General features: G+C 56.8%; 33 protein-coding genes and 1 tRNA gene. 20 read left to right on the top strand and 14 right to left on the bottom strand.

Annotated features, from left to right (window positions below; all coding sequences use genetic code 11):
- Positions 1–48: 48 nt before the first annotated feature.
- A complete protein-coding gene (locus tag ACXJGX_RS10510) occupies positions 49–1,845 on the bottom strand; it encodes a PHA/PHB synthase family protein (RefSeq protein ID WP_474781360.1) in 1,797 nt (598 codons plus the stop codon).
- Positions 1,846–1,911: 66 nt separating this feature from the next.
- Between ACXJGX_RS10510 and phaZ the strand changes: the two genes are divergently transcribed.
- The gene (gene phaZ, locus ACXJGX_RS10505; RefSeq protein WP_474781358.1) at positions 1,912–3,186 is read left to right on the top strand and encodes a polyhydroxyalkanoate depolymerase; all 1,275 of its coding nucleotides are present in this window, start codon (positions 1,912–1,914) and stop codon (positions 3,184–3,186) included.
- A gap of 1 nt (position 3,187) precedes the next feature.
- Here phaZ and ACXJGX_RS10500 read toward each other — a convergent pair whose 3' ends face one another.
- The 3 genes from ACXJGX_RS10500 to ACXJGX_RS10490 all read right to left on the bottom strand — a co-directional run bounded on the left by ACXJGX_RS10500 (position 3,188) and on the right by ACXJGX_RS10490 (position 5,630).
- A complete protein-coding gene (locus ACXJGX_RS10500; protein ID WP_474781356.1) occupies positions 3,188–3,904 on the bottom strand; it encodes an alpha/beta fold hydrolase in 717 nt (238 codons plus the stop codon).
- A gap of 94 nt (positions 3,905–3,998) precedes the next feature.
- The gene (locus tag ACXJGX_RS10495) at positions 3,999–4,853 is read right to left on the bottom strand and encodes an alpha/beta hydrolase (protein ID WP_474781354.1); all 855 of its coding nucleotides are present in this window, start codon (positions 4,851–4,853) and stop codon (positions 3,999–4,001) included.
- A gap of 15 nt (positions 4,854–4,868) precedes the next feature.
- The gene (locus tag ACXJGX_RS10490) at positions 4,869–5,630 is read right to left on the bottom strand and encodes an alpha/beta hydrolase (RefSeq protein ID WP_474781909.1); all 762 of its coding nucleotides are present in this window, start codon (positions 5,628–5,630) and stop codon (positions 4,869–4,871) included.
- Between the two features lie 91 nt (positions 5,631–5,721).
- On the opposite strand from ACXJGX_RS10490, the gene ACXJGX_RS10485 reads away from it, so the two are divergent.
- The 8 genes from ACXJGX_RS10485 to ACXJGX_RS10450 all read left to right on the top strand — a co-directional run bounded on the left by ACXJGX_RS10485 (position 5,722) and on the right by ACXJGX_RS10450 (position 12,119).
- Complete coding sequence (locus tag ACXJGX_RS10485; RefSeq protein ID WP_474781352.1) at positions 5,722–6,465, top strand: ArsR/SmtB family transcription factor; 744 nt, start codon at positions 5,722–5,724, stop codon at positions 6,463–6,465.
- 21 nt (positions 6,466–6,486) lie between these two features.
- Positions 6,487–6,933 carry an SRPBCC domain-containing protein gene (locus tag ACXJGX_RS10480; protein ID WP_474781350.1) on the top strand — a complete coding sequence of 149 codons (447 nt, stop codon included), beginning with the start codon at positions 6,487–6,489 and terminating at the stop codon, positions 6,931–6,933.
- Between the two features lie 101 nt (positions 6,934–7,034).
- Complete coding sequence (locus ACXJGX_RS10475) at positions 7,035–7,304, top strand: MAPEG family protein (protein ID WP_474781348.1); 270 nt, start codon at positions 7,035–7,037, stop codon at positions 7,302–7,304.
- Between the two features lie 116 nt (positions 7,305–7,420).
- Positions 7,421–9,367 (top strand): threonine--tRNA ligase, encoded by a 1,947-nt coding sequence (gene thrS / locus ACXJGX_RS10470; RefSeq protein WP_474781346.1) that lies wholly within the window; start codon positions 7,421–7,423, stop codon positions 9,365–9,367.
- Between the two features lie 235 nt (positions 9,368–9,602).
- Positions 9,603–9,905, top strand: coding sequence for a BufA1 family periplasmic bufferin-type metallophore (locus ACXJGX_RS10465; protein ID WP_474781344.1), 303 nt, complete (start codon positions 9,603–9,605; stop codon positions 9,903–9,905).
- A gap of 67 nt (positions 9,906–9,972) precedes the next feature.
- Positions 9,973–10,827 carry an MNIO family bufferin maturase gene (gene bufB, locus ACXJGX_RS10460; RefSeq protein ID WP_474781342.1) on the top strand — a complete coding sequence of 285 codons (855 nt, stop codon included), beginning with the start codon at positions 9,973–9,975 and terminating at the stop codon, positions 10,825–10,827.
- Positions 10,824–11,555 carry an HvfC/BufC family peptide modification chaperone gene (locus ACXJGX_RS10455; protein WP_474781340.1) on the top strand — a complete coding sequence of 244 codons (732 nt, stop codon included), beginning with the start codon at positions 10,824–10,826 and terminating at the stop codon, positions 11,553–11,555. Before bufB ends, ACXJGX_RS10455 begins: the two co-directional genes overlap by 4 nt.
- Before the next feature lie 12 nt (positions 11,556–11,567).
- Entirely contained in the window at positions 11,568–12,119 is a 552-nt protein-coding gene (locus tag ACXJGX_RS10450; RefSeq protein WP_474781338.1) for a DoxX family protein, read from the top strand.
- Here ACXJGX_RS10450 and ACXJGX_RS10445 read toward each other — a convergent pair.
- From ACXJGX_RS10445 to thyX, 6 genes are all read right to left on the bottom strand, one after another.
- Positions 12,103–12,471, bottom strand: coding sequence for a hypothetical protein (locus tag ACXJGX_RS10445; RefSeq protein WP_474781336.1), 369 nt, complete (start codon positions 12,469–12,471; stop codon positions 12,103–12,105). The genes ACXJGX_RS10450 and ACXJGX_RS10445 overlap by 17 nt on opposite strands.
- Positions 12,472–12,515: 44 nt before the next feature.
- Positions 12,516–12,845: an arsenate reductase family protein gene (locus ACXJGX_RS10440; RefSeq protein ID WP_474781334.1), complete on the bottom strand. Its 330-nt coding sequence runs from the start codon at positions 12,843–12,845 to the stop codon at positions 12,516–12,518.
- An 86-nt stretch (positions 12,846–12,931) separates the two neighbouring features.
- Positions 12,932–13,093 (bottom strand): hypothetical protein, encoded by a 162-nt coding sequence (locus tag ACXJGX_RS10435; RefSeq protein WP_474781332.1) that lies wholly within the window; start codon positions 13,091–13,093, stop codon positions 12,932–12,934.
- Between the two features lie 226 nt (positions 13,094–13,319).
- Positions 13,320–13,643, bottom strand: coding sequence for an arsenate reductase family protein (locus ACXJGX_RS10430; protein WP_474781330.1), 324 nt, complete (start codon positions 13,641–13,643; stop codon positions 13,320–13,322).
- Positions 13,644–13,848: 205 nt separating this feature from the next.
- Positions 13,849–14,757, bottom strand: a complete 909-nt coding sequence (locus tag ACXJGX_RS10425; protein ID WP_474781328.1) for a type II toxin-antitoxin system death-on-curing family toxin — start codon at positions 14,755–14,757, stop codon at positions 13,849–13,851.
- Positions 14,758–14,770: 13 nt separating this feature from the next.
- Positions 14,771–15,676, bottom strand: a complete 906-nt coding sequence (thyX, locus tag ACXJGX_RS10420; RefSeq protein WP_474781326.1) for an FAD-dependent thymidylate synthase — start codon at positions 15,674–15,676, stop codon at positions 14,771–14,773.
- Between the two features lie 134 nt (positions 15,677–15,810).
- Between thyX and ACXJGX_RS10415 the strand changes: the two genes are divergently transcribed.
- Positions 15,811–17,184 (top strand): surface lipoprotein assembly modifier, encoded by a 1,374-nt coding sequence (locus ACXJGX_RS10415; protein ID WP_474781324.1) that lies wholly within the window; start codon positions 15,811–15,813, stop codon positions 17,182–17,184.
- 35 nt (positions 17,185–17,219) lie between these two features.
- Here the strand turns inward: ACXJGX_RS10415 and ACXJGX_RS10410 are convergent, their stop codons facing one another.
- The 4 genes from ACXJGX_RS10410 to ACXJGX_RS10395 all read right to left on the bottom strand — a co-directional run bounded on the left by ACXJGX_RS10410 (position 17,220) and on the right by ACXJGX_RS10395 (position 19,739).
- Positions 17,220–17,552, bottom strand: a complete 333-nt coding sequence (locus ACXJGX_RS10410) for a chaperone modulator CbpM (RefSeq protein ID WP_474781322.1) — start codon at positions 17,550–17,552, stop codon at positions 17,220–17,222.
- On the bottom strand, positions 17,549–18,493 hold the full coding sequence (locus ACXJGX_RS10405; RefSeq protein ID WP_474781320.1) for a DnaJ C-terminal domain-containing protein: 945 nt from the start codon (positions 18,491–18,493) through the stop codon (positions 17,549–17,551). Before ACXJGX_RS10405 ends, ACXJGX_RS10410 begins: the two co-directional genes overlap by 4 nt.
- Positions 18,494–18,804: 311 nt before the next feature.
- Positions 18,805–19,143 carry a hypothetical protein gene (locus ACXJGX_RS10400; protein WP_474781318.1) on the bottom strand — a complete coding sequence of 113 codons (339 nt, stop codon included), beginning with the start codon at positions 19,141–19,143 and terminating at the stop codon, positions 18,805–18,807.
- A 521-nt stretch (positions 19,144–19,664) separates the two neighbouring features.
- Positions 19,665–19,739 (bottom strand) — tRNA-Thr (locus ACXJGX_RS10395).
- A gap of 27 nt (positions 19,740–19,766) precedes the next feature.
- Here ACXJGX_RS10395 and ACXJGX_RS10390 point away from each other — a divergent pair.
- From ACXJGX_RS10390 to ACXJGX_RS10345, 10 genes are all read left to right on the top strand, one after another.
- Positions 19,767–19,976, top strand: coding sequence for a hypothetical protein (locus ACXJGX_RS10390; protein WP_474781940.1), 210 nt, complete (start codon positions 19,767–19,769; stop codon positions 19,974–19,976).
- A gap of 6 nt (positions 19,977–19,982) precedes the next feature.
- The gene (gene murA, locus ACXJGX_RS10385; protein WP_474781316.1) at positions 19,983–21,251 is read left to right on the top strand and encodes a UDP-N-acetylglucosamine 1-carboxyvinyltransferase; all 1,269 of its coding nucleotides are present in this window, start codon (positions 19,983–19,985) and stop codon (positions 21,249–21,251) included.
- Positions 21,248–21,721: a DUF2948 family protein gene (locus tag ACXJGX_RS10380; protein ID WP_474781314.1), complete on the top strand. Its 474-nt coding sequence runs from the start codon at positions 21,248–21,250 to the stop codon at positions 21,719–21,721. Before murA ends, ACXJGX_RS10380 begins: the two co-directional genes overlap by 4 nt.
- A gap of 135 nt (positions 21,722–21,856) precedes the next feature.
- Positions 21,857–23,167: a histidinol dehydrogenase gene (gene hisD, locus ACXJGX_RS10375; protein ID WP_474781312.1), complete on the top strand. Its 1,311-nt coding sequence runs from the start codon at positions 21,857–21,859 to the stop codon at positions 23,165–23,167.
- Positions 23,164–23,643: a UPF0262 family protein gene (locus tag ACXJGX_RS10370; RefSeq protein WP_474781310.1), complete on the top strand. Its 480-nt coding sequence runs from the start codon at positions 23,164–23,166 to the stop codon at positions 23,641–23,643. Before hisD ends, ACXJGX_RS10370 begins: the two co-directional genes overlap by 4 nt.
- A 1-nt stretch (position 23,644) precedes the next feature.
- A complete protein-coding gene (locus ACXJGX_RS10365; RefSeq protein WP_474781308.1) occupies positions 23,645–24,124 on the top strand; it encodes an arsenate-mycothiol transferase ArsC in 480 nt (159 codons plus the stop codon).
- A gap of 187 nt (positions 24,125–24,311) precedes the next feature.
- Positions 24,312–24,530 carry a translation initiation factor IF-1 gene (gene infA / locus ACXJGX_RS10360; protein ID WP_007205486.1) on the top strand — a complete coding sequence of 73 codons (219 nt, stop codon included), beginning with the start codon at positions 24,312–24,314 and terminating at the stop codon, positions 24,528–24,530.
- Between the two features lie 93 nt (positions 24,531–24,623).
- Positions 24,624–25,229 carry a Maf family protein gene (locus tag ACXJGX_RS10355; protein ID WP_474781306.1) on the top strand — a complete coding sequence of 202 codons (606 nt, stop codon included), beginning with the start codon at positions 24,624–24,626 and terminating at the stop codon, positions 25,227–25,229.
- Positions 25,226–26,260 carry a ribonuclease E/G gene (locus ACXJGX_RS10350; protein ID WP_474781304.1) on the top strand — a complete coding sequence of 345 codons (1,035 nt, stop codon included), beginning with the start codon at positions 25,226–25,228 and terminating at the stop codon, positions 26,258–26,260. The genes ACXJGX_RS10355 and ACXJGX_RS10350 overlap by 4 nt, the downstream gene beginning before the upstream one ends.
- Positions 26,260–26,445, top strand: a complete 186-nt coding sequence (locus ACXJGX_RS10345) for a DNA gyrase inhibitor YacG (protein ID WP_474781302.1) — start codon at positions 26,260–26,262, stop codon at positions 26,443–26,445. The genes ACXJGX_RS10350 and ACXJGX_RS10345 overlap by 1 nt, the downstream gene beginning before the upstream one ends.
- Positions 26,446–26,519 lie beyond the last annotated feature (74 nt).

The raw sequence follows: 26,519 nt of genomic DNA, 5'->3' as shown, positions 1-26,519 counted from the left end.
CGCAGCATAAAAAAATTTGCAGGTGCGGAATTAACCCTGTCGGTTACGCTACTTAGAGATCACGTATGTGCCGGGCGCGGCCGCAAGGACGGGGTGGGAATCGTCCCCAAGTTGTCTTGCCGCGACCATTTTACCTGACTTTTTGGCCAACCAAGCCTCCCACATCGGCCACCAAGACCCGTCATGCTTGTCCGCTGTCGCAAGCCATTCGTCGGCGCCCAGACCCAGATCGGGGTTGGTATAATGACCATATTTCCGCTTTTCAGGGGGGTTTATGATGCCCGCAATATGGCCTGACTCGGACAGGATAAATGTCTTTTCCTTTGATCCCATCTTTTGCACGCCCGTATAGCTGCTTTTCCACGCGGCGATGTGATCTGTCTCGCAAGCGATGGCGCAAAGCGGGACAGTCACGTCTTTGAGCCGCACAGTGGTTCCACAAATCTCGAACCCGGTTGTCGCGAATTTGTCGTCTTGGCAAAGCCCGCGCAGGTATTCGACAGCCATCTTGCCCGGCAGGTTGGTGCCGTCCCCGTTCCAGTAGAGCAGGTCAAAGGCTGGCGGGGCCTTCCCCAACATATAACTTTTGATCGCGGGGCCGTAGATCAGGTCGTTCGCCCGTAAAAATGAAAACGTGCGCGACATGTAAAATGAATCGAGCATCCCGCTTTCGGAAACCTCGGCGGTGATCCCGTCGACGAAATCATTATCTAAGAATACGCCGACTTCGCCACGGTCGGAAAAATCCGTCAACGTTGTAAATAAGGTCGCCGTATTCACCGAGGTGTCTTTGCGCTGCGCCATTAATGCCAAGGTAAGCGACAGGGTGGTGCCCGCAATACAATATCCGACCGCGTTCACTTTCTTAACGCCGCAAATCTTTTTCACCTCGGCAAAGGCGGTCAGATAGCCGTCTTCGACATAGTCATCCATCCCGATGTCTTTGTAGCTGGCGTCCGGATTGACCCATGAAACCACAAAGACGGTATGCCCTTGGGCGACGGCCCATTTGATCAGGCTGTTTTGCGGTTTGAGGTCAAGAATGTAAAATTTGTTGATCCACGGTGGGAAAATGATCAATGGCGTGGTGTAAACCTGTTCTGTGGTCGGCGCGTATTGGATCAGTTCAAACATGTGGTTACGAAACACCACAGCCCCCGGCGTCGTCGCAAGATTTTCGCCCACTCTGAAGGCAGATTTATCAGCCAGCGTGACAACCATATCGCCATTGTTTGCCTCAAGGTCGGCAATCAGGTTTTCGAGCCCCGCAACAAGGCTTTCGCCTTCGGTCTCGGCCGCCAGCGACAATGCCTCTGGGTTTGTCGCCAAAAAGTTGGTCGGACAGATCAAATCGACAATTTGGCGACTAAAATAACGCAGACGCTTCTTTTCTTCCGAATCAAGCGTGTCGATATCTTCGACCGCCTGCTGCACCGCAGCGGCGTTCATGAGGTACTGCTGTTTGATGAAATTGAAGTACGGGTTGGTATCCCAAAGCGGGTGCGAAAACCGCCGGTCTGTGGGGGTATTGTCTGTGGCAGGTTCGAGTTTACCTTGCGCCAACAGATGCTGCGCCTCGACAAAATGTTTGACGGATTTACCCCAGAATTCAATCTGATGCTCGATCAGTTTGGCGGGATTTTGAAACATTTCCGTCATATAAGCGCCGGCAGCTTTGACATACAGTTCTTGGCTGGGGCCCTGCAACGCGGGCGGAACTTTGCGCGCCTGCCCCATAGCCTTAAGGAGACGTTGCGTGAGCACCTCGATCCGGGCCAGATTGGCGTCAAGCTTGGCAACATTGTGATCAGACGGGGTAGGCGTTTTTAAATCGTTTGTTGTCATAACCACATTCCTATGCGTATGCTGCACGTGCAGCATACTCTGCGCGCCCTCAAAAGGAGCTGATACATGAAGTATATGATGACCTACGACCTGATGGAAAGCGTGCGGAACACAAACCAATGGCTGGGTGCCTCGGCGCGCGCCTTTGCGTCATACCCTGCCATGTCCTTTGGGGCAAATCCTGCGATGGATTGGCTACAAGCCTGGGGTGAGGTGACAGAGCGCACATTCGCCCGCATGGTAATGAAGCCCGATTGGAATATCCCCCCTGTCACGTGCGAAAAAGGCAAGGATCACCCGGTTGTCGTCGAAACCGTCGTGAAGCGCCCCTTTGGCGATTTGATCCGCTTTACGATGCCGGGGCGCAAACCCAGCAAACGCCGGGTTTTGTTGGTGGCACCAATGTCGGGCCACTATGCGACACTGCTGCGCAAAACTGTGATTAGCCTACTGCCCGATTGTGACGTCTACACGACAGACTGGCACAACGCGCGCGACATTCCTGTCAGCGCTGGCAAATTTGATGTCGAAGATTACACCTTGTATCTGGTCGACTTCATGCGCGAACTGGGTGCCGATTTGCACGTGATCGCTGTCTGCCAGCCTGTGCCACTGACGTTGGCCGCCACCGCATATCTGGCAGAACAAGATCCGACAGCCCAGCCGCGGTCATTGACCCTGATCGGCGGGCCCGTCGACCCAGAGGCGAACCACACCGAAGTTACAGACTTCGGCAGGTCCGTGACCATGGGCCAGTTGGAACAGACGATGATCCAACGCGTCGGCTTTAAATATGCGGGTGTTGGCCGCCAGGTTTATCCGGGGCTCTTGCAGCTTAGCTCTTTCATTTCGATGAACGCACAAACCCATTCAGACGCGTTCCGCGACCAGATCATTCGCGTCGCCAAAGGCGAAGCATCCGAACACGACAAGCACAACGCGTTCTATGACGAATATCTGTCGGTTATGGATATGACCGCCGAATTCTATCTGACCACGGTCGAAAAGGTGTTTCAAAAGCGCGATATCGCCCGCAATGATTTCACCGTTGCAGGCCACAAGGTCGATATGGGTAAAATCACGACTGTTGCGGTCAAGATTGTCGAGGGCGAAGAAGATGACATTTCTGCACCCGGCCAATGTCTTGCGGCGCTTGGGTTGCTGACAAATCTGCCGGACAGCAAAAAGGCCGCGCATTTGGAACCCGGTGCGGGACACTACGGGATTTTTGCTGGCGCAAGCTGGCGGAACAATATCCGTCCGCTTGTGCTTAATTTCATTGATGCAAATGCGGAAGATCCGCACAAGGCCAAGCCTGCCAACAAAAACGCAGCGGCCTGAATTAACTGCGTAAGACCAGCGGCGCTTTCATCCACAGTTGCAGCGCCGCGGTCACGGCTTCTGGTGCTTCGAAGCTTGGCAAATATCCCGCGTCTTCGATAATTTCGAGGGTCGCATAGGGGATCAGCTCTGCCAAAAATTCGTGTCGTTTGACCGGATATTGCCCGTCATGTCGCCCGCAGATCACCAAGGTCGGTTGTTTTATCTGGTGCAACATCGCTTGCTGGTCTTTGCGGCGCTGCATCGCGCGTGATTGCCTGACGTAGACATCAGGCCCCAAAGCGTCACCCATTTCTTTGAGCAAGCGCACCAGCCCGACCTTATGGGTGGTGGGCGACATCCATGTTGAATGGATTTCGTGTTGCAGCACCTCGTCCCAGCGTCCGGCACGCGCCCCGATGATCTGCGGTTCACGCGCTGCGGCGATCTCGGGCGTGTCGGGTTGCGGATTTGTGCTAATCAACGCGATCCGCGTGACGCGTTCGGGCGCACGGCGCAACACCTCCATCGCGACCATACCCCCCATCCCCATGCCCATCAGTGCGAATTTGGCAGGTGCCCAGCTAAGGATTTGTGACGCAATTTCCTCCATCCTTTCGCCCTTTGTCGTGGGCGCAAACATGACTGCGTGATCCGACCCTAGGGTTCGGATTTGGTTTTCAAAGATGCGTGCATCGCACAGCATCGGCGGGATCATCACCAGTGTTTCACAAGGCATTTTTGCGGTTACCTGTTTTCATGCTCGCCCTTTCAGGGATTTGCGCCTGCCAGTCTGGCCCGCACCCCCCCTTAGCGCAAGCCTATGCACCGTGCTAGAGTCCCTGCAACCAAGCAGAAATCCGCTGGGCCAATGGCACAGTCTGGCCGGGGCTAAAGATCGCACCGGCCATCACATGTCCGTTGGGGTCGTCTCCGGGGCCGGGCGTCACCACGACTTCGGTTGTCGGCCCACCCCAACGCGCCATGACCGTGCGTGTGCGTTTGGGGTGCACCACCTGATCCGCATTATTGATCGCAAACAGCGTCGGGGTTTTAATTTTTGACAGATCGGATTTCCAGACCGCGCGCACCGCGTCGGCCATCGGGTAAAGCGCCTGTGTCGGATAGCTATTCGTCCAATAGGCCGCGTGCCCTTCGTTAATCGCCGCGAACTTTCGAGCCTTGCCAGCCACATAATGCCCCCAATGTCGCACGCCCGGCATATCCAGCAGCCCCTGCGCCGCAACGCTGCGCAAGCCAAAGTTGGGTGAAATAAACACGGCCGCCTTAGGTTGCAGCCCATTTACCATCGCGACGGTCGCTAGGGTGCAGCCCGTCGAGCAGCCCATCAAAACAATCTCGTCGCCGATAGTACGGGCAACCGCGACCGCCTCGGCGACATCCGCCTGCCACGCGGCAAAGGTTGCATTTGCCAGCGCGTCGCCGGTCTGACCGTGACCCGTAAGGCGGGTGAAATAGATGTTTGCCCCCAATTCTTGCGCGACCAAATCCGGAAGAGGCCGCAATTCTTCGGGAGACGCCGAAAACCCGTGGATAAACAGGATCACCACAGGTGTTTTCACGCATGGTTTATCCGCCCAGACGATCCGTTTGGCGCAGCCCGGTCGCAGATCCGGAACATCCGCCTCGCCAGCAGCAATACCATCCTCAAGGGTGGTGATATCCATCGTCTGTGTCATTGCCTATTCTTTCCGCGCAGCCGTCAGCACATCGGTCACCGATTGCGCGATCAGATCAAGACAGGCGTCATTCGAAAACCGGTGATCCGCACCGTCAACCAGTGTCAGGCGCATATCGGGACCGGTGGCATGGTCAAGCAACCGCAAAGCGACGGCCATATCGACGTCCTTGTCTGCGGTGCCTTGCAAAAACCGGACAGGAAACGGCAAAGCCAGCGGATCGCGCAAAACCAAACGGTCTCGTCCTTCTTCGATCAGGCGTTTGGTGATGATGTAGGGTTCGCCATACCCTGACGGCAATGCCACCTGCCCGGCCATCAGTTCGGCTTTTTGGCTATCGGAAAAGCTGCCCCACATGCTGTCTTCGGTGAAATCAGGGGCGGCCGCGATCGTGACCATCCCGGCGATCCGCTCAGGCATCGCCAACGCGATTTGCAGCGCGATCCAGCCGCCCATTGATGATCCGACCAGCACCACCTTGCCCGCGATCAGGCCCAGCGCCGCGCAGGCGTCCTCGAACCAGTCGCCAATCGCACCATCGGTAAAGGCCCCATCGCTTTCGCCATGCCCCGAATAATCGAACCGCAAAAACGCACGACCTTCGCGACGCGCCCAATCCTCTAGGAACACAGCCTTGGTGCCGCCCATGTCTGATTTGAACCCGCCCAAGAAAACAACCGCAGGCCCGGTGCCGTCGGTCAGGTGGTAGGCAATCTTGCGCCCTTGCGGGGTGTTTAAAGTCGGGGGGGTGTCATCTGTGTTCATGTCATGAAAGCACCACACCTGCCCGCGCACTGCAAGAGCCATTAAGTTACCCTATTGTCACGTTACTATCTAGTAACGTATAAGCGATTCCATGGACAAGATCTTCAAAGCCCTTAATGACCCTGCCAGACGCGCCTTGCTTGACAGCTTGCGCCAGCGCGATGGTCAAAGCCTGTCCGAGCTTGAAACGGTTCTGGATCTTAGTCGGTTCGGGGTGATGAAACATCTGGGCGTCCTTGAGGATGCGCGGCTGATCATCACCCGCAAGCAGGGACGGTTTAAATATCACTACCTTAATGCCTTGCCTCTTCAGGATCTGATGGACCGCTGGGTTGCACCATTTTTGCAACCGCAGGCCCGTGCACTGACAGAATTAAAACATAAACTTGAAAGAAATAGCAAAAGCGGAAAACCTGACTTCATGATGCAGATATTTATTCGCTGCACCCAAGACGCTTTATGGTCCGCGTTAACCGAAGCCAGCGCGATGGCGGCATATCACTTTGCCTGCAACGTGGTGCAAGGCAATGCCACGGTCGGTCAGCCGACCGCCTTTATTTTACCCAATGGCGATGCGATGTTGCGCCAGGTCACCACCGCGCTGGACCCGAAATCGCGGATCGCCATGACGTTTGAACCGCTATTTATGGGTCCAAACGCGCCCGCCAGCCACATGGTGTATCTGATCGAAGCCCAAGGCGACCGGTGCAAGTTGACGATCGAACATTTTGACATCGCGCCCGGCCAAGACGGATTCGCCGAAGGGTGGGCGCGTCTGGCGGCAAGTCTGAAATCTTATCTCGAAACTGGCGCGGCGCTGAAGGCGGCAATGTAACCTCAACCAAGGAGACCCGATATGACTGACAAACCTAAATTCATGATGCAAACCTACATTCGCTGCACCCAAGATGCGCTGTGGGACGCCCTGACAGATGCGGACGCGTTCCAGCATTATGATTTCCTTGAACAAACCGCAAAGCGCGACAACGACAAAGTCACCTATATGATGCCGGACGGCACGGTTACACTTTACGCACGTGACCTTGAGGTGACGCCAAAGACAAAGCTTGTGACCACCTTCGAGCCAACATGGGCACCGGATGCGCCCCCGTCGCGGATAACCTATGAAATCGCGGTTGAGGGCGACTTTTGCTGTTTGACCGTTCTACACGAGGATCTGAACAACGACCCCTCCGATGGCACGGGCGATGGTTGGGTGCGCAGTATCGCGGGCCTTAAAACATGGCTTGAAACGGGTCAACCTGCCCATTTTGGCGGCGCCTACCTGATGGAAGGCATGTGATACGCAGGCTTTCGCTGGAGTCCCTTTGTTGACGGCGTGTCATAAAACCCCTGCCCGCGCGTTCGTCCGATCCTTTCGCAAGGCCGCATGACCTACGATATATGGCGCCTTCGGGTCAGCGTTCCTACCGCGCCCATTTGAACCTGTTTGGACAGCTTTTGCCCTTTGCCATTCTTGTGCTGATCATCGACCGCATGACTGGCTTTGCCGCACTGACCCATTGGGCGGCAATCGCGTTCCCTTTTGTGCGGGTTGTGCATGACGTCGCGATGATTACCGGCAGACTGCGTTTGCCGTGGCGACCCGTTGTCATTGATCCGGTTCTGCTCTGTGTCGTGACGATGGGCGTTGCTGTCGTTGCCGCCGCATAAGGGATCCCGGCTGTCGGCGCCCGCTTGACAGCCCATATCTTAGGCATCATGTAGCTGGCACACATAACCCGCAACCGGGCGTTCCGTGGGCGCCAAACTGACGAGGAGCCCAATAGATGGCCCAAATCTCTCTTACTTTTCCTGATGGCAATGCACGTGTCTATGATGCGGGTGTCACTGCGGCTGATGTCGCTGCCGATATTTCCCCCAGCCTGCGCAAAAAGGCGATCAGCGCGACGGTGAACGGCGCGCATTGGGACCTGCAATGGCCGATCGATGCAGATAGCAGCATCGCGATCAACACCATGAAAGACGACGCCCCCGCGCTCGAACTGGTCCGCCATGACCTCGCGCACATTATGGCGCGCGCGGTGCAGGAATTGTGGCCCAACGTCCAAGTCACCATCGGCCCCGTGATCAAAGACGGTTGGTATTACGACTTTGACCGCAAAGAACCGTTTACACCCGAAGACCTTGCGACGATCGAAAAGAAGATGAAAGAGATCATCAACAAACGCGATGAGGTCCGGACCGAGATTTGGGACCGCCCCAAAGCGATCCAGTATTATCAGGACCGGGGCGAACCCTATAAGGTTGAACTGATCGAAAGCATTCCGGGTGACGAACCATTGCGGATGTATTGGCATGGCGATTGGCAGGACCTGTGCCGTGGCCCGCATTTGCAAAACACCGGACAGGTGCCTGCGGATGCGTTCAAACTGATGTCCATCGCCGGGGCATATTGGCGCGGTGACAGCAACCGTGCGATGCTGCAACGGATCTATGGCTGCGCTTTTACGAACAAAGAAGGGCTGAAAGCCCACCTGCATATGCTGGAAGAAGCCGCCAAGCGTGACCACCGTAAACTGGGCCGCGAGATGGACCTGTACCACATGCAAGAAGAGGCCCCCGGTCAGGTCTTCTGGCACCCGAACGGCTGGACGATCTACACACAGTTGCAGGACTACATGCGCCGCAAGCAACGCGCCGACGGCTATGTCGAGGTCAACACCCCACAGGTCGTGAACCGCGTGCTGTGGGAAAAGTCAGGGCACTGGGACAACTACCAAGACCATATGTTCATCGTCGAGGTCGACGAGGAACATGCCCGCGAAAAGACGGTCAACGCGCTGAAACCGATGAACTGCCCCTGCCACGTGCAGATTTTCAATCAGGGGCTGAAATCCTATCGCGACCTGCCGCTGCGGATGGCGGAATTCGGGTCATGCAACCGGTATGAACCTTCGGGCGCATTGCACGGGATCATGCGCGTGCGCGGGTTTACCCAAGATGACGCGCATATTTTCTGCACCGAAGACCAGATCGTCGCAGAGACGGAAAAGTTCATCAAACTGCTGGCCTCGGTCTATGCCGACCTTGGGTTTGACAACTGGACGATCAAACTGTCCACACGCCCCGAAAAGCGGATCGGCAGCGAGGAAAGCTGGGACCGGGTCGAAGCGGCGTTGGGGGATGCCTGTAAGGCGGCGGGCTATGACTTTGAATTGCTGCCCGGCGAAGGCGCGTTTTACGGTCCGAAACTCGAATTTACCCTCACCGACGCGATCGGGCGCGAATGGCAGTGCGGCACCTTGCAGGTCGACCCAAACCTGCCGGACCGGCTTGATGCGAATTATGTCGCTCAGGACGGGGCAAAGCATCGCCCGGTGATGCTGCACCGCGCTGTGCTGGGGTCGTTCGAGCGGTTCATCGGCATCCTGATCGAAGAACACGCAGGCAAGCTGCCGTTCTGGCTCGCCCCGCGGCAGGTTGTTGTGGCGACGATTGTGTCAGATGCGGATGACTATGCGCATGAAATTGTGGCAGCCCTAAAAGCCGTCGGCGTGCGCGCCGAGGTCGATACCCGCAATGAAAAGATCAACTATAAGGTCCGTGAACATTCCGTCGGCAAAGTGCCGGTCATTTTGGCGCTGGGCGCGCGCGAGGTCGAAGAGCGCACGGTGACAGTCCGGCGTCTGGGCGAGACCCAAACGACTGTAACATCTTTGGACGAGATCGTGCACGCGCTGGCCAAAAGCGCCACAGCCCCCGATCTTTTGTAACATTCCAGCGCAGGACACTGTAACAAACCCGCCGGTTGCATGACCGGCGGGTTTTTTCATGGCCAAAGCCGCTTAGTGCGACAGGCTGTTGCGGCAAGGTTGCGCTGTTCACATCAGATCACGCAAACGCGATGCACGCGGCTGTGAGTGGCCGCCGCGCATTTTCAGGCCCTAAAGTTTGGTCATCGCCGCGCAGACGTGGCGGAACATTTTGACGCAAACAAAGGAAACTATTATGTCCAACATCTCGAAAACTTTGATCGTCGCAACGGCTGTTGCATCTGCTTTTGCGGGCCTTGCCACGACTGCATCTGCGGCAGATGACGAAAAATGCTATGGTGTTTCGCTGGCCGGCGAAAACGACTGCGCGGCGGGCCCGGGCACAACATGTGCAGGCACATCCAAAGTCGATTACCAAGGCAACGCATGGGCGTTGGTGCCTGCTGGAACATGTACCACGATGGAATTGCCCGCGATGGAAGACGGATCTGCACGCATGGGTGCCCTAGAGGCCCTAGAGCGCGACATCCCCGCATAGACCACGCCACCCAGGGTGGGATTAAACCCACCCTACCTGCCGCGCCGCAACGATAATGGACCCCGCCATGTATGATAGTGCCGCCGATACGCGCCTCCCTGCCCTGCCAGGTGTCGGCTACAAAGCCCAGCATTATGCCGACATCATCGCAGACCCCGCGCCTGTGGGATGGCTGGAAATCCATGCTGAAAACTACATGGGTGACGGCGGACGCCCCATCGCGCAACTGCGTCACTTGGCGGAACGATTTCCGATTTCGGTGCACGGTGTCGGGCTATCCATCGGGGGGGCGGGTCCGCTTGACACCGACCATCTGGCGCGCTTGAAACACCTGATCGACTGGTTGAACCCGGCCAGTTTTTCCGAACACCTCGCGTGGTCGACCCACGACAGCCATTTTTATAACGACCTGTTCCCGCTGCCCTACACCGAGACAACATTAACCCACGTCGTCGCGCATATCGATCAAGTGCAGGAAGCGCTGGGCCGCCAGTTGTTGCTGGAAAACCCGTCCAGTTATCTGGCATTCGCGGAATCAACGCTGTCAGAGACCGACTTTCTGCGCCAAGTGGTCGCCCGCACCGGATGTGGCCTGCTGCTTGATGTGAACAATGTGTTTGTCAGCGCCACCAACCTGAAGACATCGCCGCAAGACTATATAAATGCTTTTCCGCTGGACGCTGTCGGCGAAATTCATCTGGGCGGTCATGACGCGGACACGGATGAAACAGGTGCGCCTTTGCTGATCGACAGCCATGGGAAACCGGTTGCTGATCCGGTTTGGTCGCTGCTTGATTACACGCTTGCCCGATCCGGGCCGAAGCCCCTGTTGATTGAATGGGACACCGACGTCCCCGACTGGACCACCCTTGCAGCCGAAGCACAGCGTGCCGCAGCAGCGCTGGACATGGTGGCTGTATGACTGTTTCACAATCCGGCTTTCTTGCAGGCCTTCTTGACCCGACAGCCGCAACCCCGCTTGGGCTGATTAACCCCGATGAAACAACCGCCGCGAAACGGTTTGATGTCTACCGCAACAACGTGGCCGTCGGATTAACTGACGCATTGGTTACCGCATTTCCGGTCATTCACAGGTTGGTCGGTGATGATTTTTTTCGCGCGATGGCGGGCGTGTTTTTGCGCCAACACCCCCCGACCTCACCGATGATGATGTTTTACGGCCTGCAAATGCCACAGTTCTTGCGGCGCTTCCCCCCCACGCAAAGCCTGTCATATCTGCCCGACATCGCCCTGCTAGAGCTGGCAATGCGGCGCGCCTACCATGCTGCGGATGCGACCCCGCTTGATCCACATGCCCTTGCAACATCTGCGCCAGCAGCCTTGCTTGGCGCGCGTCTGGGGTTTGCGCCAGCAGTGCAAGTCCTGACGTCAAACCACCCGATCCACAGCATCTACCGCGCCAACACCACCACAGACGCGCCGAAACCCGTGATGAAACCCGAAGCCGTCTTGATCACTCGCCCTGCATATGACCCCAAAATCCACTTGATCAGCGCAGCAAATGCGGCTGCCGTGACCGCGCTTATCGCGGGCGACCCGTTGGGACAGACATTAACCGACGAAGATGTGGATCTGAGCGCGCTTCTCGCCCTTTTGTTGGGACAATCAGCGGTCACCACCCTGTACTGAAAGTACGCATTTATGACACTTCCCCCGATGGCCACAGACCTGTCCGGCAAATTGCACCGCCTCGGCGATCACGCATTACCCATTTTGGCGCGTTTCGTTTTCGCGGCGGTGCTTCTGCATTATTTTTGGAATTCAGGTCTGACCAAAGTGGGGAAAGGTGTGTTTGGCGTCTTCATGCCGTCGTCCGGGGCATATGTGCAAATCTTTCCACGTGCGATGGACGCCGTTGGATACAACACCGCTGATCTGACCCTGTTTCACCGGGTCGTCGTGGTTGCGGGTACGCTCGCTGAATTTGTGTTGCCGCTTTTGATCGTGATCGGCTTGCTGACGCGCTTGGCAGCGCTCGGCATGATCGGATTCGTCGCCGTGCAGTCCCTGACCGATTTGTTTGGCCACGGCGGGATTGCGCACGAAGGCACGTTGGGCGCGTGGTTTGACCGGATGCCCGACGCACTTATCCTTGACCAGCGCGCGTTTTGGGTGCTGTGCCTATGCGTTCTGGTGTTCAAAGGTGCGGGCGCCATATCCGCCGACCGCCTGATATTCAAAAATGCGCCTTAGGCTCGTCGGGTTTGCCAGCGGCAACTGCCAACATGCCGCCCAAGCCCGCAAAACCGATCGGAAACATCGTCGCGACATTGAATCCAAAGGCAGCGTACATCAGTGCCGCAGAGGCGATTAACAACCCGCCGCCCCATAGCGCGCGCGATTTGGCCATCGCGCCGCCAGCAATCGCAAACAAAGGTGCCAAAAAGCTGGCCAGCTTGATAAAGCCCGGGCGCTCGAACATCCCGAATGTTTCGCCCAACTGGGCGTGCTGATCGGTCATGGTCACGTATCCATACCCAAACAGGCCCACGAATATGCCCATAATGCCGGCAATCAGGCCAAGGGTAAGTGCTGCGTTGCGCATGAAAGTCTCCTCGTTACTTGGTATGGCACATAAGCACCCGATGCCTATGCGCCAAGGTACAGCGCCTGCACATCGGGTTTCCAACCGACTGTCCAGCGGTCATCATGCATAATCACGGGGCGCTTCATCACTGTCGGGTGGGCCGCCAGCAAGGCGGCGATATCGGCGGATTTATCGGTGTCCGACAGGCCACGCCATGTGGCTGAGGATTTGTTGATAGCCGCGTCACCAAACTGGGCCGCGATCTGGGTGATGTCATTTGTGGTCAGGCCGTCGGCGCGGACATCGGTCACGACAGGAGTATATCCGGCGGCCTGCAGGGCCTTGATCGCCTTGCGGCAGGTGTCACATGTTTTCAAGCCAAAGAACCGCATCTTGCCTCTTTTCCGGTCGCCGTTGGGGCGCGTTCAGTCGGCAGAGCGATAAATCAGTTCAGGCCCGGCAGCAATGCGGCCGTGACTTAGGCTGCGATCTGGGGCTTCGTGTCATTGACCTTGGCCAGACCGCTGGCGACGTGGTCGCAGGTGCGCGTCAGGCGGTCGACCAAATCCACGCGGATCGGCGAAAAGATGTCGTGGGGTTTGGTGCTGGTGTTGGACGGTGTAGTGTCGTGGTCACTCATTACGATACCTGGCTTATGTTACTTGGCTGGGACGTATTAACAAACCTACATATATCGCAAAACAGGCATCTGGTGATGGGGAAATTTGCGGCTGACGCATCAGGTTACGCTAGGTAACTTTACCCAAAAGCAGTGGAAATGCGGCCATTCACAACTCTGGGAATCGCTCAACCTGTCCTTTGGGTAAGGGTGTTCGCGTGCGGCGATACAGCCCGCGAATCGGCGGTTAGAGCCACAAGGCGCGCGCGGCGTCGTCCCATCCAAGGGTCCACTGGGTGCCGTCGGAGATGATCGGGCGGGCCATAAGCGCGGGTTGCGCGGCAAGCTGATCCTCTGCCTCGCTCTCGCGCAGCCAAGCGTTCAGGTTGCGGTAGGTCTGGGATTTGCGGTCGACCAGATTGTCGCCAAATTCGGCCAGCAGCGGCGCCCAGTCTTCGGCAGACATCGGATCGGCCCGCACATCACGAAACGTCACATCCCGCCCCGCATCCGCAAGCGCGCGCAGCGCCTTGGTACAGTCAGAACATGTGGGGAGGCCGTAGAGGATCATGTGGGTTTCCATTTGTTGGTAGGCTTAATCTAATTGGATTAGCTCAGACGTTCAACACAAGCGCGGCGTTTGGACCTCGGGGTGGGTGCGAAGCGCCCTCCCCATGGGGGAGGGTTTGCGCCGTCTCGGAATTGATCCAGTGGATCAATTCCGGCGAAAACGGGCGAAGCCCCGGCCCGGGCGCTGTGAAATACGAATTCGTTCTTTAACGATACGCCAACCGACGAAGCGCCCCTTCATAAACGTCAATTAGTACTCTCATATCATCTAACCCATTAAAAAATGACTGTGAATCAATTCCCTTTTCCGGTGTCAAACCCAGTTCCGTTCTCAGGTATGCGATCCGGCCCTTACCCACCTGCTTGGACCATCCAGGAAACCCAAACGAACAAACCCTGCGTATTTCTTTCGTATACTTTTTCTTTTGAAAAAATTTACTGCCATTAACCTCAACGTCTTCCCAACGCATAATATCAATCGAACTATTTTTGGGGTTCTCCATAAATACATCGTATTTCTTTAGCAATTTCTCCAACTCTCTGTAGGTCACAAAATACTGTTGCCGGTCAATTATGTGGGTGTTCGCTCTCAAGTACCACGCAATGTATTTGACTTCCGCGTCAGGCCCCTTTTTCTGAAAATTACTAAAACGGCGAAATTTTTTCAAACCTTTTTTTGCAACAAGTACGGCTAAATCTTCTAAATCTTTCGGAGAAACAGAAAGAATGAATCCATTAACATACAGATAGTGTACAGTGCTCAGATACGCCGTTCTCTTGTTTGCATCGTGAAACGGATGGTTCATGATCAAACCGAAAAAAAGCGTTGCTGCCTTCTCATAAATGGTATTCCACTTAGAAACTCCACCAAATGATACGTGAGGGCGGGCCATCGCCGAAATTAGCATCCCCATGTCCTTTGGTCCGATGCCACCAATACCTTCGCCGTCACCCTCCCTCAGAAAATAGTCTACAACCGAGAAATGTGCTCTTAGCACTTCTTCGACAGATATCCCCTGTGCTCTCAAATCAATGTCTGAATCTGCCAAGCTTGATAATGCTTGGGAATATTTAACTTGAAGGCTTGGCAGTAATGTTGAGACAAAATCGTTCATATTTCTTGACTACTCACCCGATAATCCCTTCAAACTCCCGCCACTCGCCCTTGGACATCCCCGATGTCTCTTGCGTCACTTTTTCACCCTTAAGCATACGGCGGACGCAGTCAATCGCCTTACCGGACAGGTTGGCGCCCCCCATGCGGTAATCGTCAAAGGCGGCGTAGGCGGCAGGCACCCAGTCGGCGACGACGTTGCAGATCGCGTCGGCGTAGACGCGGATTTCGTATTGGGCGTGGGCGTCGGCGCGTAGGCGCAAGAAGTGGAACAGGTTGTGCAGGTCGACCTTCCAGTACCACTGCGTATAGATATTGGCGGGCAGGTTCATGCGGGCAAGTTCGCGCGCCAGCCCTTGCTGTCCTTCTTGGTCGATCATTTCCGCATAGTGGTCATAGCAGCGCGCCGCGTCCCCCTTGAGGTATTCAAGCACGCGCGCGGCTTCTTCGCCCGACAGGGCTTCGCCGCGCCCTTGGTTGTTGATCACGGATTGCGCGGCCAGTTTGTCGGCCTCGGGGATATAGAATTCACGGTCAAGGATCGAATAACGCGCGGAATATTCGTTCACGTTTGCGGTCCGATGCCGGATCCATTGCCGCGCCACAAAGACCGGTAATTTGACGTGCAGCTTGATTTCGCACATCTCGAACGGGGTCGAATGCCAGTGGCGCATCAGATAGCGGATCAACCCTTCGTCATTTTGCACCGATTTGGTGCCTTTGCCGTAGGACACCCGCGCCGCCTGACAGATCGCCGCATCGTCGCCCATATAGTCGATGACGCGGATAAACCCGTGGTCCAGCACTTCGTGCGCTTTGTACAGGTGCGATTCCATCCCTTCGGACACCGCCCGCAAGGTGGGTTTTGCTTGGGCGCGCAGGGCGTCGATTTCGGCCTGTTGGTCGGCGGTGATGGGCATGGGTTTCTCCGGCTGCTGGATTCGCGTTGCGGTCACTATAGAGTGTGATCATCGCGCAGACACCCCACATGTTGCTGGCCGTGTCCGGCGCGTTGTGCCAATGTCGCATCTGTCCCCCGTCAGGAGCCTTACATATGATCGCCCGCGCTCTGCGAATAATTGCCATGCTGGCCGCCTCTGGGGCGCAAGCCCAGTCAAACGTCGATATCCCTGTGGACCAGGCCCGCACCATCGCAACCCGCGCTGTGCTGGCGGGAGATATGGCGTTGGCGCGCGAAATTGCACTGCAATTGCTGACGGTTGACCCGGAGGACCGCACGGCGCTGATCGTGTTTGCCGCGACGGCGCCGCAAATGGGCGACCCGTCTGCGGGTCGTGTGGCGGGCGCACGCGCGTGGGATTTATCGGTCACCAATGCCGAAAAATACGAGGCCGCCCGGCTGACCGCCTTAGCCGCCGCGAATGAGGGCCGATTTACCCTTTCAACCTTATGGCTACGCCGCGCCCTGACGGTCGCACCAGATGACGCGGAATATGCGCGCACAATCGCCGATGCCCGCACGGTCGCCCGCCGCAATCCGTGGTCAACATCGGTGGGGTTTTCGATTTCGCCTTCAAATAACGTCAATGGCGGTGCAAAGAGCCCGACCGTGACCACCAATGGCGCCCCCACCGGGGGTACGCTAACCAGAGATGCGTTGGCGCTGGAAGGCATCCGCGCCACATTCAATTTCCGCACCCAATATCGCCTGCACGCCGACGCCAGTAGTCGCACCACCGTCGTCTTGCGCTATCAAGGTGCGCGGGTGAAACTGACGGAAGATGTCGATATTCCCGACGCGTCTTTCGCCACCAATACGTTTGAGGGCAGTGTACGCTATGACCATGCTTTGGACATTGGCAGCTACGGGTTAGGTTTCGCGCTGGGCCGATCAGACTATCGCGACGTCGACAGATCTGACCTGTCTACAGATATGGAGTTTTACGCGAACGTTCGGATCAGTGCCGATTATCGCCGCCCGCTGTCGTCCGCGACCGAAATCAATTTATCCACGCAAGCAGAGCGTCTGTCGTATCGCAACGCAAATATCGGCGATGTTGACCGGATAACACTGCAAACGGGTATCATTCATCAGCTGTCCAGTGGCGATGCATGGCGCGCAAGCCTGTCCTACACCGATAGCGACGGGGACAGTGTCAATTACACATCCGACATGTGGACCCTACAGGGCGCGTATTTTTGGAAAGACCCCATTGGCGCGGTCAGCCTGTCGGTGGGCGCGGGATTAAGCTGGGCAAATTATCCTGACTATCAACTTCTTGGTTCGGTTGCAGGCGGACGCCAGGACACTACGGTATTTTACAACGTGAACATCGGCTTTCCTGATGTCGCTTACGCTGGTTTTGTCCCGGGCTTCACGGTCAACCACAGCATCAGCGACAGTAACGTCAGTCGCTTCACACGCGACACGCTGTCGGTTGGCCTTACGGTGAACTCTGTCTTTTAAGAACTGTCTGAACCAGCGTCTTGTGCGGTTGCCATTCACTGCGCCGCGCCGAGTGCGGCAGCGATATGGCTTTTGATCTGCGGGGGCAGCCCGTCAATGACCTGCACCACCTGCGCAAGGTCCGCGCGCGCAGCATGAAGCTGATCCAACAACGAGATGACGATACCAAGCGCCGTTTCATCAAGATCAAGGTCGTGCGCCAAATCGCACAGTAACTCCAGGCGTGCGATATCAACCTGCCGGAACTGATAGTCGGGTCCAGTGTGTTCGGGTCTCACGAAATCAAGCTCTATGAACCGCACCAGCTGGGTACGCGTCAGCCGGGTGACACGCATGATAACATCGTCTTGCGAAAAGTGATCGGTCATGAGTTGCCCCCCTTCAACATATCCGCCCTTGGGTCAAATGGATGCGTCTTGCGCCATTCGGTCAGAAATTCACGCAATCCATCATCAATATCTTTGGGCACGACAACCTGCAGCGTGACTTTCTGGTCGCCCTTCGCCCTCCCTTTGCGGGCAACGCCCCGCCCGCGCAGCCGCATGACGCGCCCCGAACTTGCGCCCGCAGGAATATTCAACCCAACCGGACCGTCAATGGTGGGCGTTGTGACCTTCCCACCCAATATGGCCTCGTCAAAGCTGATCGGCAGCGTCAGCAAAATGTCATCCCCGTCACGTTGGAAAATGGGGTCGGGGCGGACCGAAATGGTGATCAGCGCGTCGCCTGCGGGGCCATCACCAAAACCGGGGCCGCCTTTGCCACGCAAACGCAACGTTTGACCATCTTCGGTACCTTGGGGAATCTTGACCGCAAGGTTCTGCCCGTCCGGCAATGTAATCCTGCTTTCTGTGCCATGCACGGCGTCCATGAATGACACCGACATTGAATACCGCGCATCATCCCCGGCCGCCGAAAAGCTGCCCCTGCCAAAGGGGTCGCCACCAGATGCACGGGCGCGGCTGCGCAAAATTTGTTCGAAAATATCCGCAGGATCACCCTGCGCACCAAAGCCACCTTGGGGGTGGTAGGCACCGCCGCCAGCCTCCGCAAAATCCCGATAATATTGACGCGGGGGTCGCTCTGCCCCGGATCCATCAATTTCGCCAGCATCAAACCGCGCACGTGTTTCCGGATCTTTCAAAATGTCATAAGCCGCCGAGATTGCTTTGAATTTGGCTTCGGCGGTCGGGTCATCGGGGTTCAAATCCGGGTGGCTACTGCGTACCAGTTTGCGATAGGCTTTTTTGATGTCGTCTGCTGTTGCGGTTTTCGTCAGACCGAGCACCGCATATGGATCTTTTGGCATTCCGTGTCCTTTGGTATTGTGCAGCGCGCGCTGCACATAACGTGTAGCATACCAACACACACATGTATCTGATTTACATCAAGGACTGCAAACCGACGCGATAGATCAATTGCGCCAGCCCGCCGCATATTCAAAACTGTCAAACGCGCCAAAGTCGCGATCAGTTTCCGCGCCGACCACTGGGTGCCGCGTAACCCGGCGCGATAAACGACCCGACGGCGGCCTTTTAAAACGGGCAGACAAAATGATCGACACCGTCATGGCCGCCGCCGAGGATAACGCGGGCAAAGTGTTTTTCTTAGCCCGCGCGTCTAGTTGGCTTCGCAGACGTCATAGACGTTGGATGCAACCACTTCGCCATCGACAGTCAAAAGCGCCAGCAGATCGCCGCGCGGTGGCATGCCAATGTCAAAACGGACATCGGGGTTCGCGCCTTCGTGCACATCAATCGTGCCAAGCATTTCGCCCTTCTCACCAAGCCGGTAATCATAGATCTCGACAACGCCGTCTCCCTCGGAAGTGATCAAGCCAAGGTCAAGCACGGATTTCGCCGGGACGCTGCCCATACACACAAAGTAGCTTTCAGCAGACGCACCCGAAGTCAGGGAAATGGCAATAAAGCCTCCGACAGCAATTGAACGTAACAACATCTTGTTATCCTTTCTTAGGTTTCTACGGCCGACAATCTGACGGCGCGTGCGGCGGAAACCGCCCTATAAGGGACAATAAGCGATCAAGAATCGGCCAAACTGACAAAAGTCATTTCAAAAGCGAAAAACTGGCGCTGCCCCGATGGAAACAAAAGCCAGCGGCGTTTGCCATCTGAACTGCATGTTTTCCATCCAAGACGCGCGTAGGAATTTTCCAAGCAAATACCCCTGACGCCATGCAGGTGGTATCCCCCAATTGCGCGGTGATCAAAAGTCGACGGTTTCCGCCGGGAAAATATCTGCGACAGCGGGCAGGTTTGGGGCGATGATGGAAATCGCGTGTGACATCAAATCAAGCGAATGGAAACAAAGGGAAATATGGTGTTCTTTACTGTGCCGGACGTTGCGCATATTGGCCAATACTTGGGTATTTGCGGACCGTCGAACGGACACACATAGAACACCGCAAAAAGCATTTCCGCGAAAAGCCTTGGCGATGTTTTGAGGGGGCAAATAATTCATGGTGCTGTGAGAGAGGATTGAACTCTCGACCTCACCCTTACCAAGGGTGTGCTCTGCCACTGAGCTACCACAGCATCCGTGAGGCGGGGAATTAGCTGCAAATGGCAGGTGGTGCAAGCCCTCTCTGGACGGTTTTTGCGCGAATTGCTAACAGGGCTGTCATGAGCGATAAACAAGAGCAAAAGAATAGGGCAAAGCCAGCCAATCCGCGTGAAGACCGGTTGAAGGCGGCGTTGAAGGCAAATATGGCCAAACGCAAGGCGCAGGCGCGCGCCCGTGCAAGCAGCGCCAATGAAAAAGAGAAAGAGTGAGCAGGCATGGATTCGATTGTTGTAAAGGGCGGAACACCGCTGAATGGGAAGATCCAGATCGCGGGGGCAAAGAATGCGGCGCTGGCGTTGATGCCGGCCACGCTGTTGTCCGAAGAGCCGCTGACGCTGACCAATGCGCCGCGCCTGTCCGACATCAAGACCATGACCGCCCTGCTTCAGTCGCTTGGCGTCGAAGTGACGTCTATGCAAGGCGGCAAGGTGCAGGTTTTGTCGTCCCACGACATGACGTCGACCCGCGCTGATTATGAAATTGTGCGCAAGATGCGCGCCTCCAACCTTGTCCTTGGCCCTTTGTTGGCGCGGCATCATCAGGCGGTTGTGTCCCTGCCCGGCGGCTGCGCAATTGGCGCACGCCCGATGGATATTCACGTGACCGCGCTTGAGGCGATGGGTGCCCAGATCGAGCTGAAAGACGGGTATTTGCATGCGGTTGCCAAAGGCGGGTTGAAGGGTGCACGCGTGCCGCTGCGGTTCGCCTCGGTGGGCGCAACCGAAAACGTCCTGATGGCAGCCACATTGGCCAAGGGCACGACAATCATCGAAAACGCGGCCCGCGAGCCCGAAATTGTTGATCTGGCGCAATGCCTGCGGCGCATGGGCGCCCAGATCGAAGGTGAAGGCACCAGCACGATCACCATTCAAGGTGTTGACCGTTTGGGGGCCGCCACCCACCCTGTCGTCACTGACCGGATTGAACTGGGCACGTATATGTTGGCCCCCGTCTTTGCCGGCGGTGAAGTGGAATGTCTGGGAGGGCGTCTGGATCTTGTTGCATCGTTCGTCGAAAAGCTGGACGCAGCCGGCGTTGATGTCACCGAGACCCCGGACGGGCTGAAGGTGAAACGCCGGGGCGACAGGGCGCAGGCGGTTGATATCACCACCGAAGTTTTCCCCGGCTTCCCGACGGATCTGCAAGCCCAGATGATGGCGATGCTGTGTACGGCCGAAGGCACGTCTGTTCTTGAAGAAAAAATCTTTGAAAACCGTTTTATGCATGCACCCGAGCTGATCCGCATGGGCGCAAACATAGAGGTACACGGCGGTACCGCGACGGTACACGGGGTTAACCGCTTAAAAGGCGCTCAGGTGATGGCGACCGACCTGCGTGCATCTGTATCATTGATTTTGGCAGGTCTTGCTGCCGAAGGTGAAACCGTTGTCAGCCGCGTGTATCATTTGGATCGCGGGTACGAGCACGTCGAAGACAAACTTGGCGCTATTGGTGCCAACATTGAACGGATTACAGTATCATGACCGAGGACGCACGCTTTGAAGATGGCCGCGAGGCGCCATTGCGCCTGAAGGCGCTTGATGCCGAAGATCTGACAGTGATCGCTGCACTGGTCCAGGATGCGGTTTTTCCCGCCAGCGAAATGCGCTGGGACAGCAAGGCGCGGCGCTTTGCGCTTTTGTTGAACCGGTGTCGCTGGGAGGATGCGGTCAACGCCCCGCGTCACGGGTTTGAACGGGTGCAGGCGGTGCTCGCTTTTGAAGATGTCATGCGCGTGCAAAGCCAAGGCGTGGATAAATCCGACCCTGAGATAGTGTTCTCCTTGCTGTCTATCGCCTTTCATCCTTCGGATGATGGCATGGGACGCATCGAGCTAACCCTTGCAGGGGACGGCGTCATCGCGTTGGAGGTCGAGACGCTGGAGGTCATTTTGCGCGATGTCACCCGGCCCTATGTTGCCCCGTCAGGCAAAGCACCCCATCACAACGTGTGATCCAAAGGGGCGGCTACGCCGCACATGATTCCATGGTGCGCTGCGCGCAGCGGATATCTACCCTCGCGACTTGCAAGACACACGGCATTGATGCGCCGCCCGCACATGTTTATGTCCTGATCAAAGGAGTGCCCTATGCCACAGTTTTTGAACACATCTGACACCGACTTTGAGGTCCGCTTTGCCACCCTCTTAGGTGCTAAGCGCGAAGAAAGCCCGGATGTCGATCATATCGTGGCGGACATCATCGCAGACGTGCGTGCGCGCGGCGATGCAGCGGTGTTGGAGCTGACGGCAAAATTCGATCGTCTGGAACTGACACCTGAAACGATGCGTTTCTCGCCCGCAGAGATTGAGGCCGAATGCGCCAAGGTCAGCGACGAGGACCGTGCGGCACTTGAACTGGCCGCCGAGCGCATTCGCGCCTACCACACCCTGCAAATGCCCGAAGACGCGATGTGGACGGATGCAGTCGGTGCGCGCCTTGGCTGGCGCTGGACGCCTGTTTCTGCGGCGGGGTTATACGTGCCGGGTGGGCTTGCATCCTACCCGTCATCCGTCTTGATGAACGCAATTCCCGCCAAAGTGGCAGGCGTCGGGCGTTTGGCGGTTGTTGTGCCAACGCCGGATGGCGTGACAAATCCACTGGTTTTGCTTGCCGCCCGCATTGCAGGGGTCGACGAAGTCTACCGTATTGGCGGCGCCCAAGCGATTGCCGCCTTGGCCTATGGGACCGAAACCATTGCCCCGGTCGATAAAATTACCGGCCCCGGAAATGCTTTTGTGGCGGCTGCCAAGCGCAGGGTGTTTGGCAAGGTTGGCATTGATATGATCGCCGGCCCTTCCGAAATTTTGGTGATTGCGGATAAGGACAACGATCCCGACTGGATCGCGCTTGATTTGCTATCGCAAGCCGAACACGATGAAAGTGCGCAGTCCCTATTGATAACCGATGACGCCGCCTTTGGGATTGCCGTGGCAGACGCTGTCGACACACGTCTTAAGACATTGGAACGCCGCGCCATTGCCAGTGCAAGCTGGCGTGACTTTGGCGCAGTGATCACGGTCGCCAATATGGACGAGGCCGTGGCCCTATCCGACCGTATAGCGCCCGAACACCTTGAATTATGTACCGCCGATGCTGAAAATTTGGCCAACCGCGTCACCCATGCGGGCGCCATCTTTATCGGGGGTTGGACACCCGAGGCGATTGGTGACTACATTGGGGGACCGAACCACGTGTTGCCGACGGCCCGGTCGGCGCGGTTTTCCAGTGGATTGTCTGTTATGGATTTTATCAAACGTACGACACTGTCGCGCATGACCCCCGAAGCCCTGGCCGCGATCGGCCCTTCTGCCGAACGTCTGGCAAAGTCCGAAAGCCTTGAAGCGCACGGGCTTTCTGTCCGTGCCCGTCTTGATCGACTGAATGCAGGCAACCGATGACACGCATTAGCCATATCACCATCGACGACAGCGGGCTGCCTGCGCCGACCCCCGAAATCGAACAAGAGCGCAAAGTCGCAATGTTTGATTTGCTTGAGGACAACAGCTTTGACCTCCCGGCGCGCGCCGACCGCGATGTTCCCCCCGGACCCTACCAACTGGGGCTATCCATTCGCGAAAGGCGTCTGGTGTTTGATATTCAGACCGAAGACCTGCGACCGGCCGGCGAATTCCATCTGTCACTTGGCCCATTCCGGCAGGTCGTAAAGGATTATTTTCAAATCTGCGCAAGCTACTTTGATGCGGTCAAAACCCTGCCCCCAAGCCAGATCGAAACCATCGACATGGCGCGGCGCGGTATCCACAACGAAGGGGCGCGCGTGTTGCAAGAGCGCCTGGAAGGCAAGGCCACTGTCGATACTGACACCGCCCGCCGCCTGTTCACCTTGATCTGCGTTTTGCATTTTGGTGGTTGATTTGGCATCAGGTGATACATTTCTACCTTTGCCACAGTCGGTATTGTTTTGCTGCGATTACAATTCTGTCCGTTCTCCGATGGCGGAAGGGATCATGAAAAAGCTTTACGGTACAGACTGTTACATCCAGTCCGTCGGCGTGAAAAACGACCTTGAAATCGACGGGTTTGCGATTACCGTCTGCGAAGAAATCGGCGTCGAATTGTCACGTCACCGCGCCCGTACGTTCGATCAGATGGAACAATGGGGCGATGATCTGTCGTCATTTGATCTTGTCCTGGCCCTGTCACCTGCCAGCCAGCGCCGCGCGCTTGATTTGACCCAGTTTTATCATATCGAAGTGGAATACTGGCCCATTCTTGACCCGACGGGTCTGGGCGATGACCGCGAGGCGCGGCTTGCCATGTATCGTCAGGCCCGCGACCAAATCAAGGAACGTCTGATCGCACGATGGGGCCCGGGAAAGTGCGATGACGCCTGACAACCGCTGCTGCATCCGCTTTGGGATACCTTTCAGCAGCGCAAACAGATGCAACCGCCGCTGACAACAGCATCAAAACAGTCACATCCGTGACGTTACGCTGATTAGGCCTTGAAAATCTGCAGGTTCGGGCGCATTTAGACGCCGACCGCCATACTTTGGGCGGAAGTGAAACACAGGAGATCACATGGCCAAGGAAGAACTGCTCGAATTCCCAGGTGTCGTAAAAGAACTTCTGCCAAACGCGACGTTTCGGGTCGAGCTGGAAAACGGCCATGAGATCATCGCGCATACGGCAGGCAAGATGCGCAAGAACCGCATCCGCGTTCTGGCTGGCGACAAGGTACAAGTCGAAATGACACCTTACGATTTGACCAAAGGTCGGATCAACTATCGCTTCAAGTAACATGAAACGTCGTTTCATGCAGCGCGGGTAAGTGCTTTGCCATAAGGCAAAATGCCGCCGATACCCGGTTGCATTTGTTAGGTGCCCGCTCGCATGACAACACAGCAGCCAGCAAATGACCTCAAGCTTGTGCTCGGTTCAGGTTCGCCCCGGCGGCTAGAACTTTTGGCACAGCTTGGCGTGTCGCCCATTGCGATCCGCCCCCCCGATATCGACGAGGAACCGCGCAAGGCTGAATTGCCGCGCGATTACGTCAACCGGATTGCTGCGGAAAAAGCGGCTGCCATTGTCGCGGGCGATAACGAGGTCGTGCTATGCGCCGACACAACCGTTGCGTTGGGCCGCCGAATCATGGGCAAACCCAGCGACCCGGGCGAAGCGGCCGCGTTTTTATACGCCCTGTCAGGGCGTCGTCACAAAGTCATCACCGCCGTCGCGGTCAAACGCGGCGACCGAATCTGGCAAAAAGACGTGCAAAGCACCGTTGCGATGAAACAGCTTTCCGATGCCGAGGTGAACGCCTATCTGGCGTCTGGTGATTGGCAGGGCAAGGCAGGCGGCTATGCAATCCAAGGGCCCGCCGGCGCGTTCATCCCGTGGATCAACGGATCTTATACTGGCATTGTAGGCCTGCCACTGACCGAAACCGCAGGTCTTTTGACCGCTGCTGGTTTCCCGCTTTATCAAGGTGACATATGAAGGGCCGCACAATCATTCTGGATCATATCGGCGAGATCGAAGTCGCCGCCTATATGGTCGATGGCAAACTCGACGATCTGCTGATCGACGACATAGATGCCCCGCGCCCCGGCGCGATCTTTCGCGGGATATGTGATCGTCCCATCAAAGGCCAAGGCGGCATGATGCTGCGCCTTCCCGACGGCGAAACCGCGTTCTTGCGTGCTGGCAAGGGGCTGCATCCCGGCCAAGCACTGTTGGTCCAGGTCACCGGCCATAGCGAAACCGGAAAGGCGGTGCCTGTCACCGACCGCGTCCTGTTCAAAAGCCGCTATGCCATCGTGACCCCCGGCAAACCGGGGATGAATATTTCCCGTCAAATCACCGACGAAGACACGCGCGACGCTCTTTTAGCGGTAGCGCACGAGGTGTTCGACAGTGAACACGGCCTGATTCTGCGCTCCTCCTGCGAGGGCGCTGACGAGGCAGAGATTGCCGAGGATATCATGGCCATGGTTTCAATGGCCGACGCCGTGCTGGCGGACGCAACGGGTCCCACACCCGAGGCCCTGACCGAAGGCGACGGACCCCATGCCCTTGCTTGGCGGGAATGGACCGGCGCGGCAAGCATCGTGACAGAACCCGGCAGCTTTGCCACGCACGGCGTGTTGGACCAGATCGCCGCACTGGGCGGCGCGCTGGTCGAAATCGGCGAAGGCACAATGTACGTCGAACCGACCCGCGCCTTGGTCGCGGTGGATGTAAACACCGGCAATGACACATCGCCCGCTGCCGCGCTCAAGGCCAACCTTGCCGCCGCGCGCGCCCTGCCCCGTGCGCTGCGGCTGCGCGGCCTGGCCGGACAAATCAGCGTCGATTTCGTGTCGATGTCCAAGGCGCATCGGAAACAGGTCGAACAGTCGCTCCGGGCGTCGTTCAAAAACGACCCGATTGAAACATCGCTTGTCGGTTGGACCCCGATGGGGCTGTTTGAACTTCAGCGCAAACGCGAACGCCCCCCCTTCCCCAAGCATTTGTTTACGGACCTCTGATGCCCTGCCCGATTTGCAAGAAACCCACAGTCGTTGACTTCCGGCCATTCTGCTCAAAACGCTGCGCTGACATTGATTTGGCCAAATGGTTCAGCGGCAGCTACGCGATCCTTGCCGCTTCACCCGAAGATATGGAAGACTTGGAAGCCGAACGACGCGCCGCAGAAGAAAAGAAACCGCACTAAGTACAAACTTCCCTCTGGACACCCCCCGTCCCCACGTCTAAAACGCCGCTACCCAAGAGGTTACAGATTGTAAT

The organism is Yoonia sp. SWMV100 (genome assembly GCF_056108365.1).
The sequence above is the reverse complement of the archived record's forward strand: the minus strand, read 5'-3'. Positions and strand labels throughout refer to the sequence as shown.

Coding starts and splice junctions, on each gene's coding strand:
- ACXJGX_RS10510 (WP_474781360.1), bottom strand. CDS start 1,845: ATGACAACAAACGATTTAAAAACGCCTACCCCGTCTGATCACAATGTT.
- phaZ (WP_474781358.1), top strand. CDS start 1,912: ATGAAGTATATGATGACCTACGACCTGATGGAAAGCGTGCGGAACACA.
- ACXJGX_RS10500 (WP_474781356.1), bottom strand. CDS start 3,904: ATGCCTTGTGAAACACTGGTGATGATCCCGCCGATGCTGTGCGATGCA.
- ACXJGX_RS10495 (WP_474781354.1), bottom strand. CDS start 4,853: ATGGATATCACCACCCTTGAGGATGGTATTGCTGCTGGCGAGGCGGAT.
- ACXJGX_RS10490 (WP_474781909.1), bottom strand. CDS start 5,630: ATGAACACAGATGACACCCCCCCGACTTTAAACACCCCGCAAGGGCGC.
- ACXJGX_RS10485 (WP_474781352.1), top strand. CDS start 5,722: ATGGACAAGATCTTCAAAGCCCTTAATGACCCTGCCAGACGCGCCTTG.
- ACXJGX_RS10480 (WP_474781350.1), top strand. CDS start 6,487: ATGACTGACAAACCTAAATTCATGATGCAAACCTACATTCGCTGCACC.
- ACXJGX_RS10475 (WP_474781348.1), top strand. CDS start 7,035: ATGGCGCCTTCGGGTCAGCGTTCCTACCGCGCCCATTTGAACCTGTTT.
- thrS (WP_474781346.1), top strand. CDS start 7,421: ATGGCCCAAATCTCTCTTACTTTTCCTGATGGCAATGCACGTGTCTAT.
- ACXJGX_RS10465 (WP_474781344.1), top strand. CDS start 9,603: ATGTCCAACATCTCGAAAACTTTGATCGTCGCAACGGCTGTTGCATCT.
- bufB (WP_474781342.1), top strand. CDS start 9,973: ATGTATGATAGTGCCGCCGATACGCGCCTCCCTGCCCTGCCAGGTGTC.
- ACXJGX_RS10455 (WP_474781340.1), top strand. CDS start 10,824: ATGACTGTTTCACAATCCGGCTTTCTTGCAGGCCTTCTTGACCCGACA.
- ACXJGX_RS10450 (WP_474781338.1), top strand. CDS start 11,568: ATGACACTTCCCCCGATGGCCACAGACCTGTCCGGCAAATTGCACCGC.
- ACXJGX_RS10445 (WP_474781336.1), bottom strand. CDS start 12,471: ATGCGCAACGCAGCACTTACCCTTGGCCTGATTGCCGGCATTATGGGC.
- ACXJGX_RS10440 (WP_474781334.1), bottom strand. CDS start 12,845: ATGCGGTTCTTTGGCTTGAAAACATGTGACACCTGCCGCAAGGCGATC.
- ACXJGX_RS10435 (WP_474781332.1), bottom strand. CDS start 13,093: ATGAGTGACCACGACACTACACCGTCCAACACCAGCACCAAACCCCAC.
- ACXJGX_RS10430 (WP_474781330.1), bottom strand. CDS start 13,643: ATGATCCTCTACGGCCTCCCCACATGTTCTGACTGTACCAAGGCGCTG.
- ACXJGX_RS10425 (WP_474781328.1), bottom strand. CDS start 14,757: ATGAACGATTTTGTCTCAACATTACTGCCAAGCCTTCAAGTTAAATAT.
- thyX (WP_474781326.1), bottom strand. CDS start 15,676: ATGCCCATCACCGCCGACCAACAGGCCGAAATCGACGCCCTGCGCGCC.
- ACXJGX_RS10415 (WP_474781324.1), top strand. CDS start 15,811: ATGATCGCCCGCGCTCTGCGAATAATTGCCATGCTGGCCGCCTCTGGG.
- ACXJGX_RS10410 (WP_474781322.1), bottom strand. CDS start 17,552: ATGACCGATCACTTTTCGCAAGACGATGTTATCATGCGTGTCACCCGG.
- ACXJGX_RS10405 (WP_474781320.1), bottom strand. CDS start 18,493: ATGCCAAAAGATCCATATGCGGTGCTCGGTCTGACGAAAACCGCAACA.
- ACXJGX_RS10400 (WP_474781318.1), bottom strand. CDS start 19,143: ATGTTGTTACGTTCAATTGCTGTCGGAGGCTTTATTGCCATTTCCCTG.
- ACXJGX_RS10390 (WP_474781940.1), top strand. CDS start 19,767: ATGGCAGGTGGTGCAAGCCCTCTCTGGACGGTTTTTGCGCGAATTGCT.
- murA (WP_474781316.1), top strand. CDS start 19,983: ATGGATTCGATTGTTGTAAAGGGCGGAACACCGCTGAATGGGAAGATC.
- ACXJGX_RS10380 (WP_474781314.1), top strand. CDS start 21,248: ATGACCGAGGACGCACGCTTTGAAGATGGCCGCGAGGCGCCATTGCGC.
- hisD (WP_474781312.1), top strand. CDS start 21,857: ATGCCACAGTTTTTGAACACATCTGACACCGACTTTGAGGTCCGCTTT.
- ACXJGX_RS10370 (WP_474781310.1), top strand. CDS start 23,164: ATGACACGCATTAGCCATATCACCATCGACGACAGCGGGCTGCCTGCG.
- infA (WP_007205486.1), top strand. CDS start 24,312: ATGGCCAAGGAAGAACTGCTCGAATTCCCAGGTGTCGTAAAAGAACTT.
- ACXJGX_RS10355 (WP_474781306.1), top strand. CDS start 24,624: ATGACAACACAGCAGCCAGCAAATGACCTCAAGCTTGTGCTCGGTTCA.
- ACXJGX_RS10350 (WP_474781304.1), top strand. CDS start 25,226: ATGAAGGGCCGCACAATCATTCTGGATCATATCGGCGAGATCGAAGTC.
- ACXJGX_RS10345 (WP_474781302.1), top strand. CDS start 26,260: ATGCCCTGCCCGATTTGCAAGAAACCCACAGTCGTTGACTTCCGGCCA.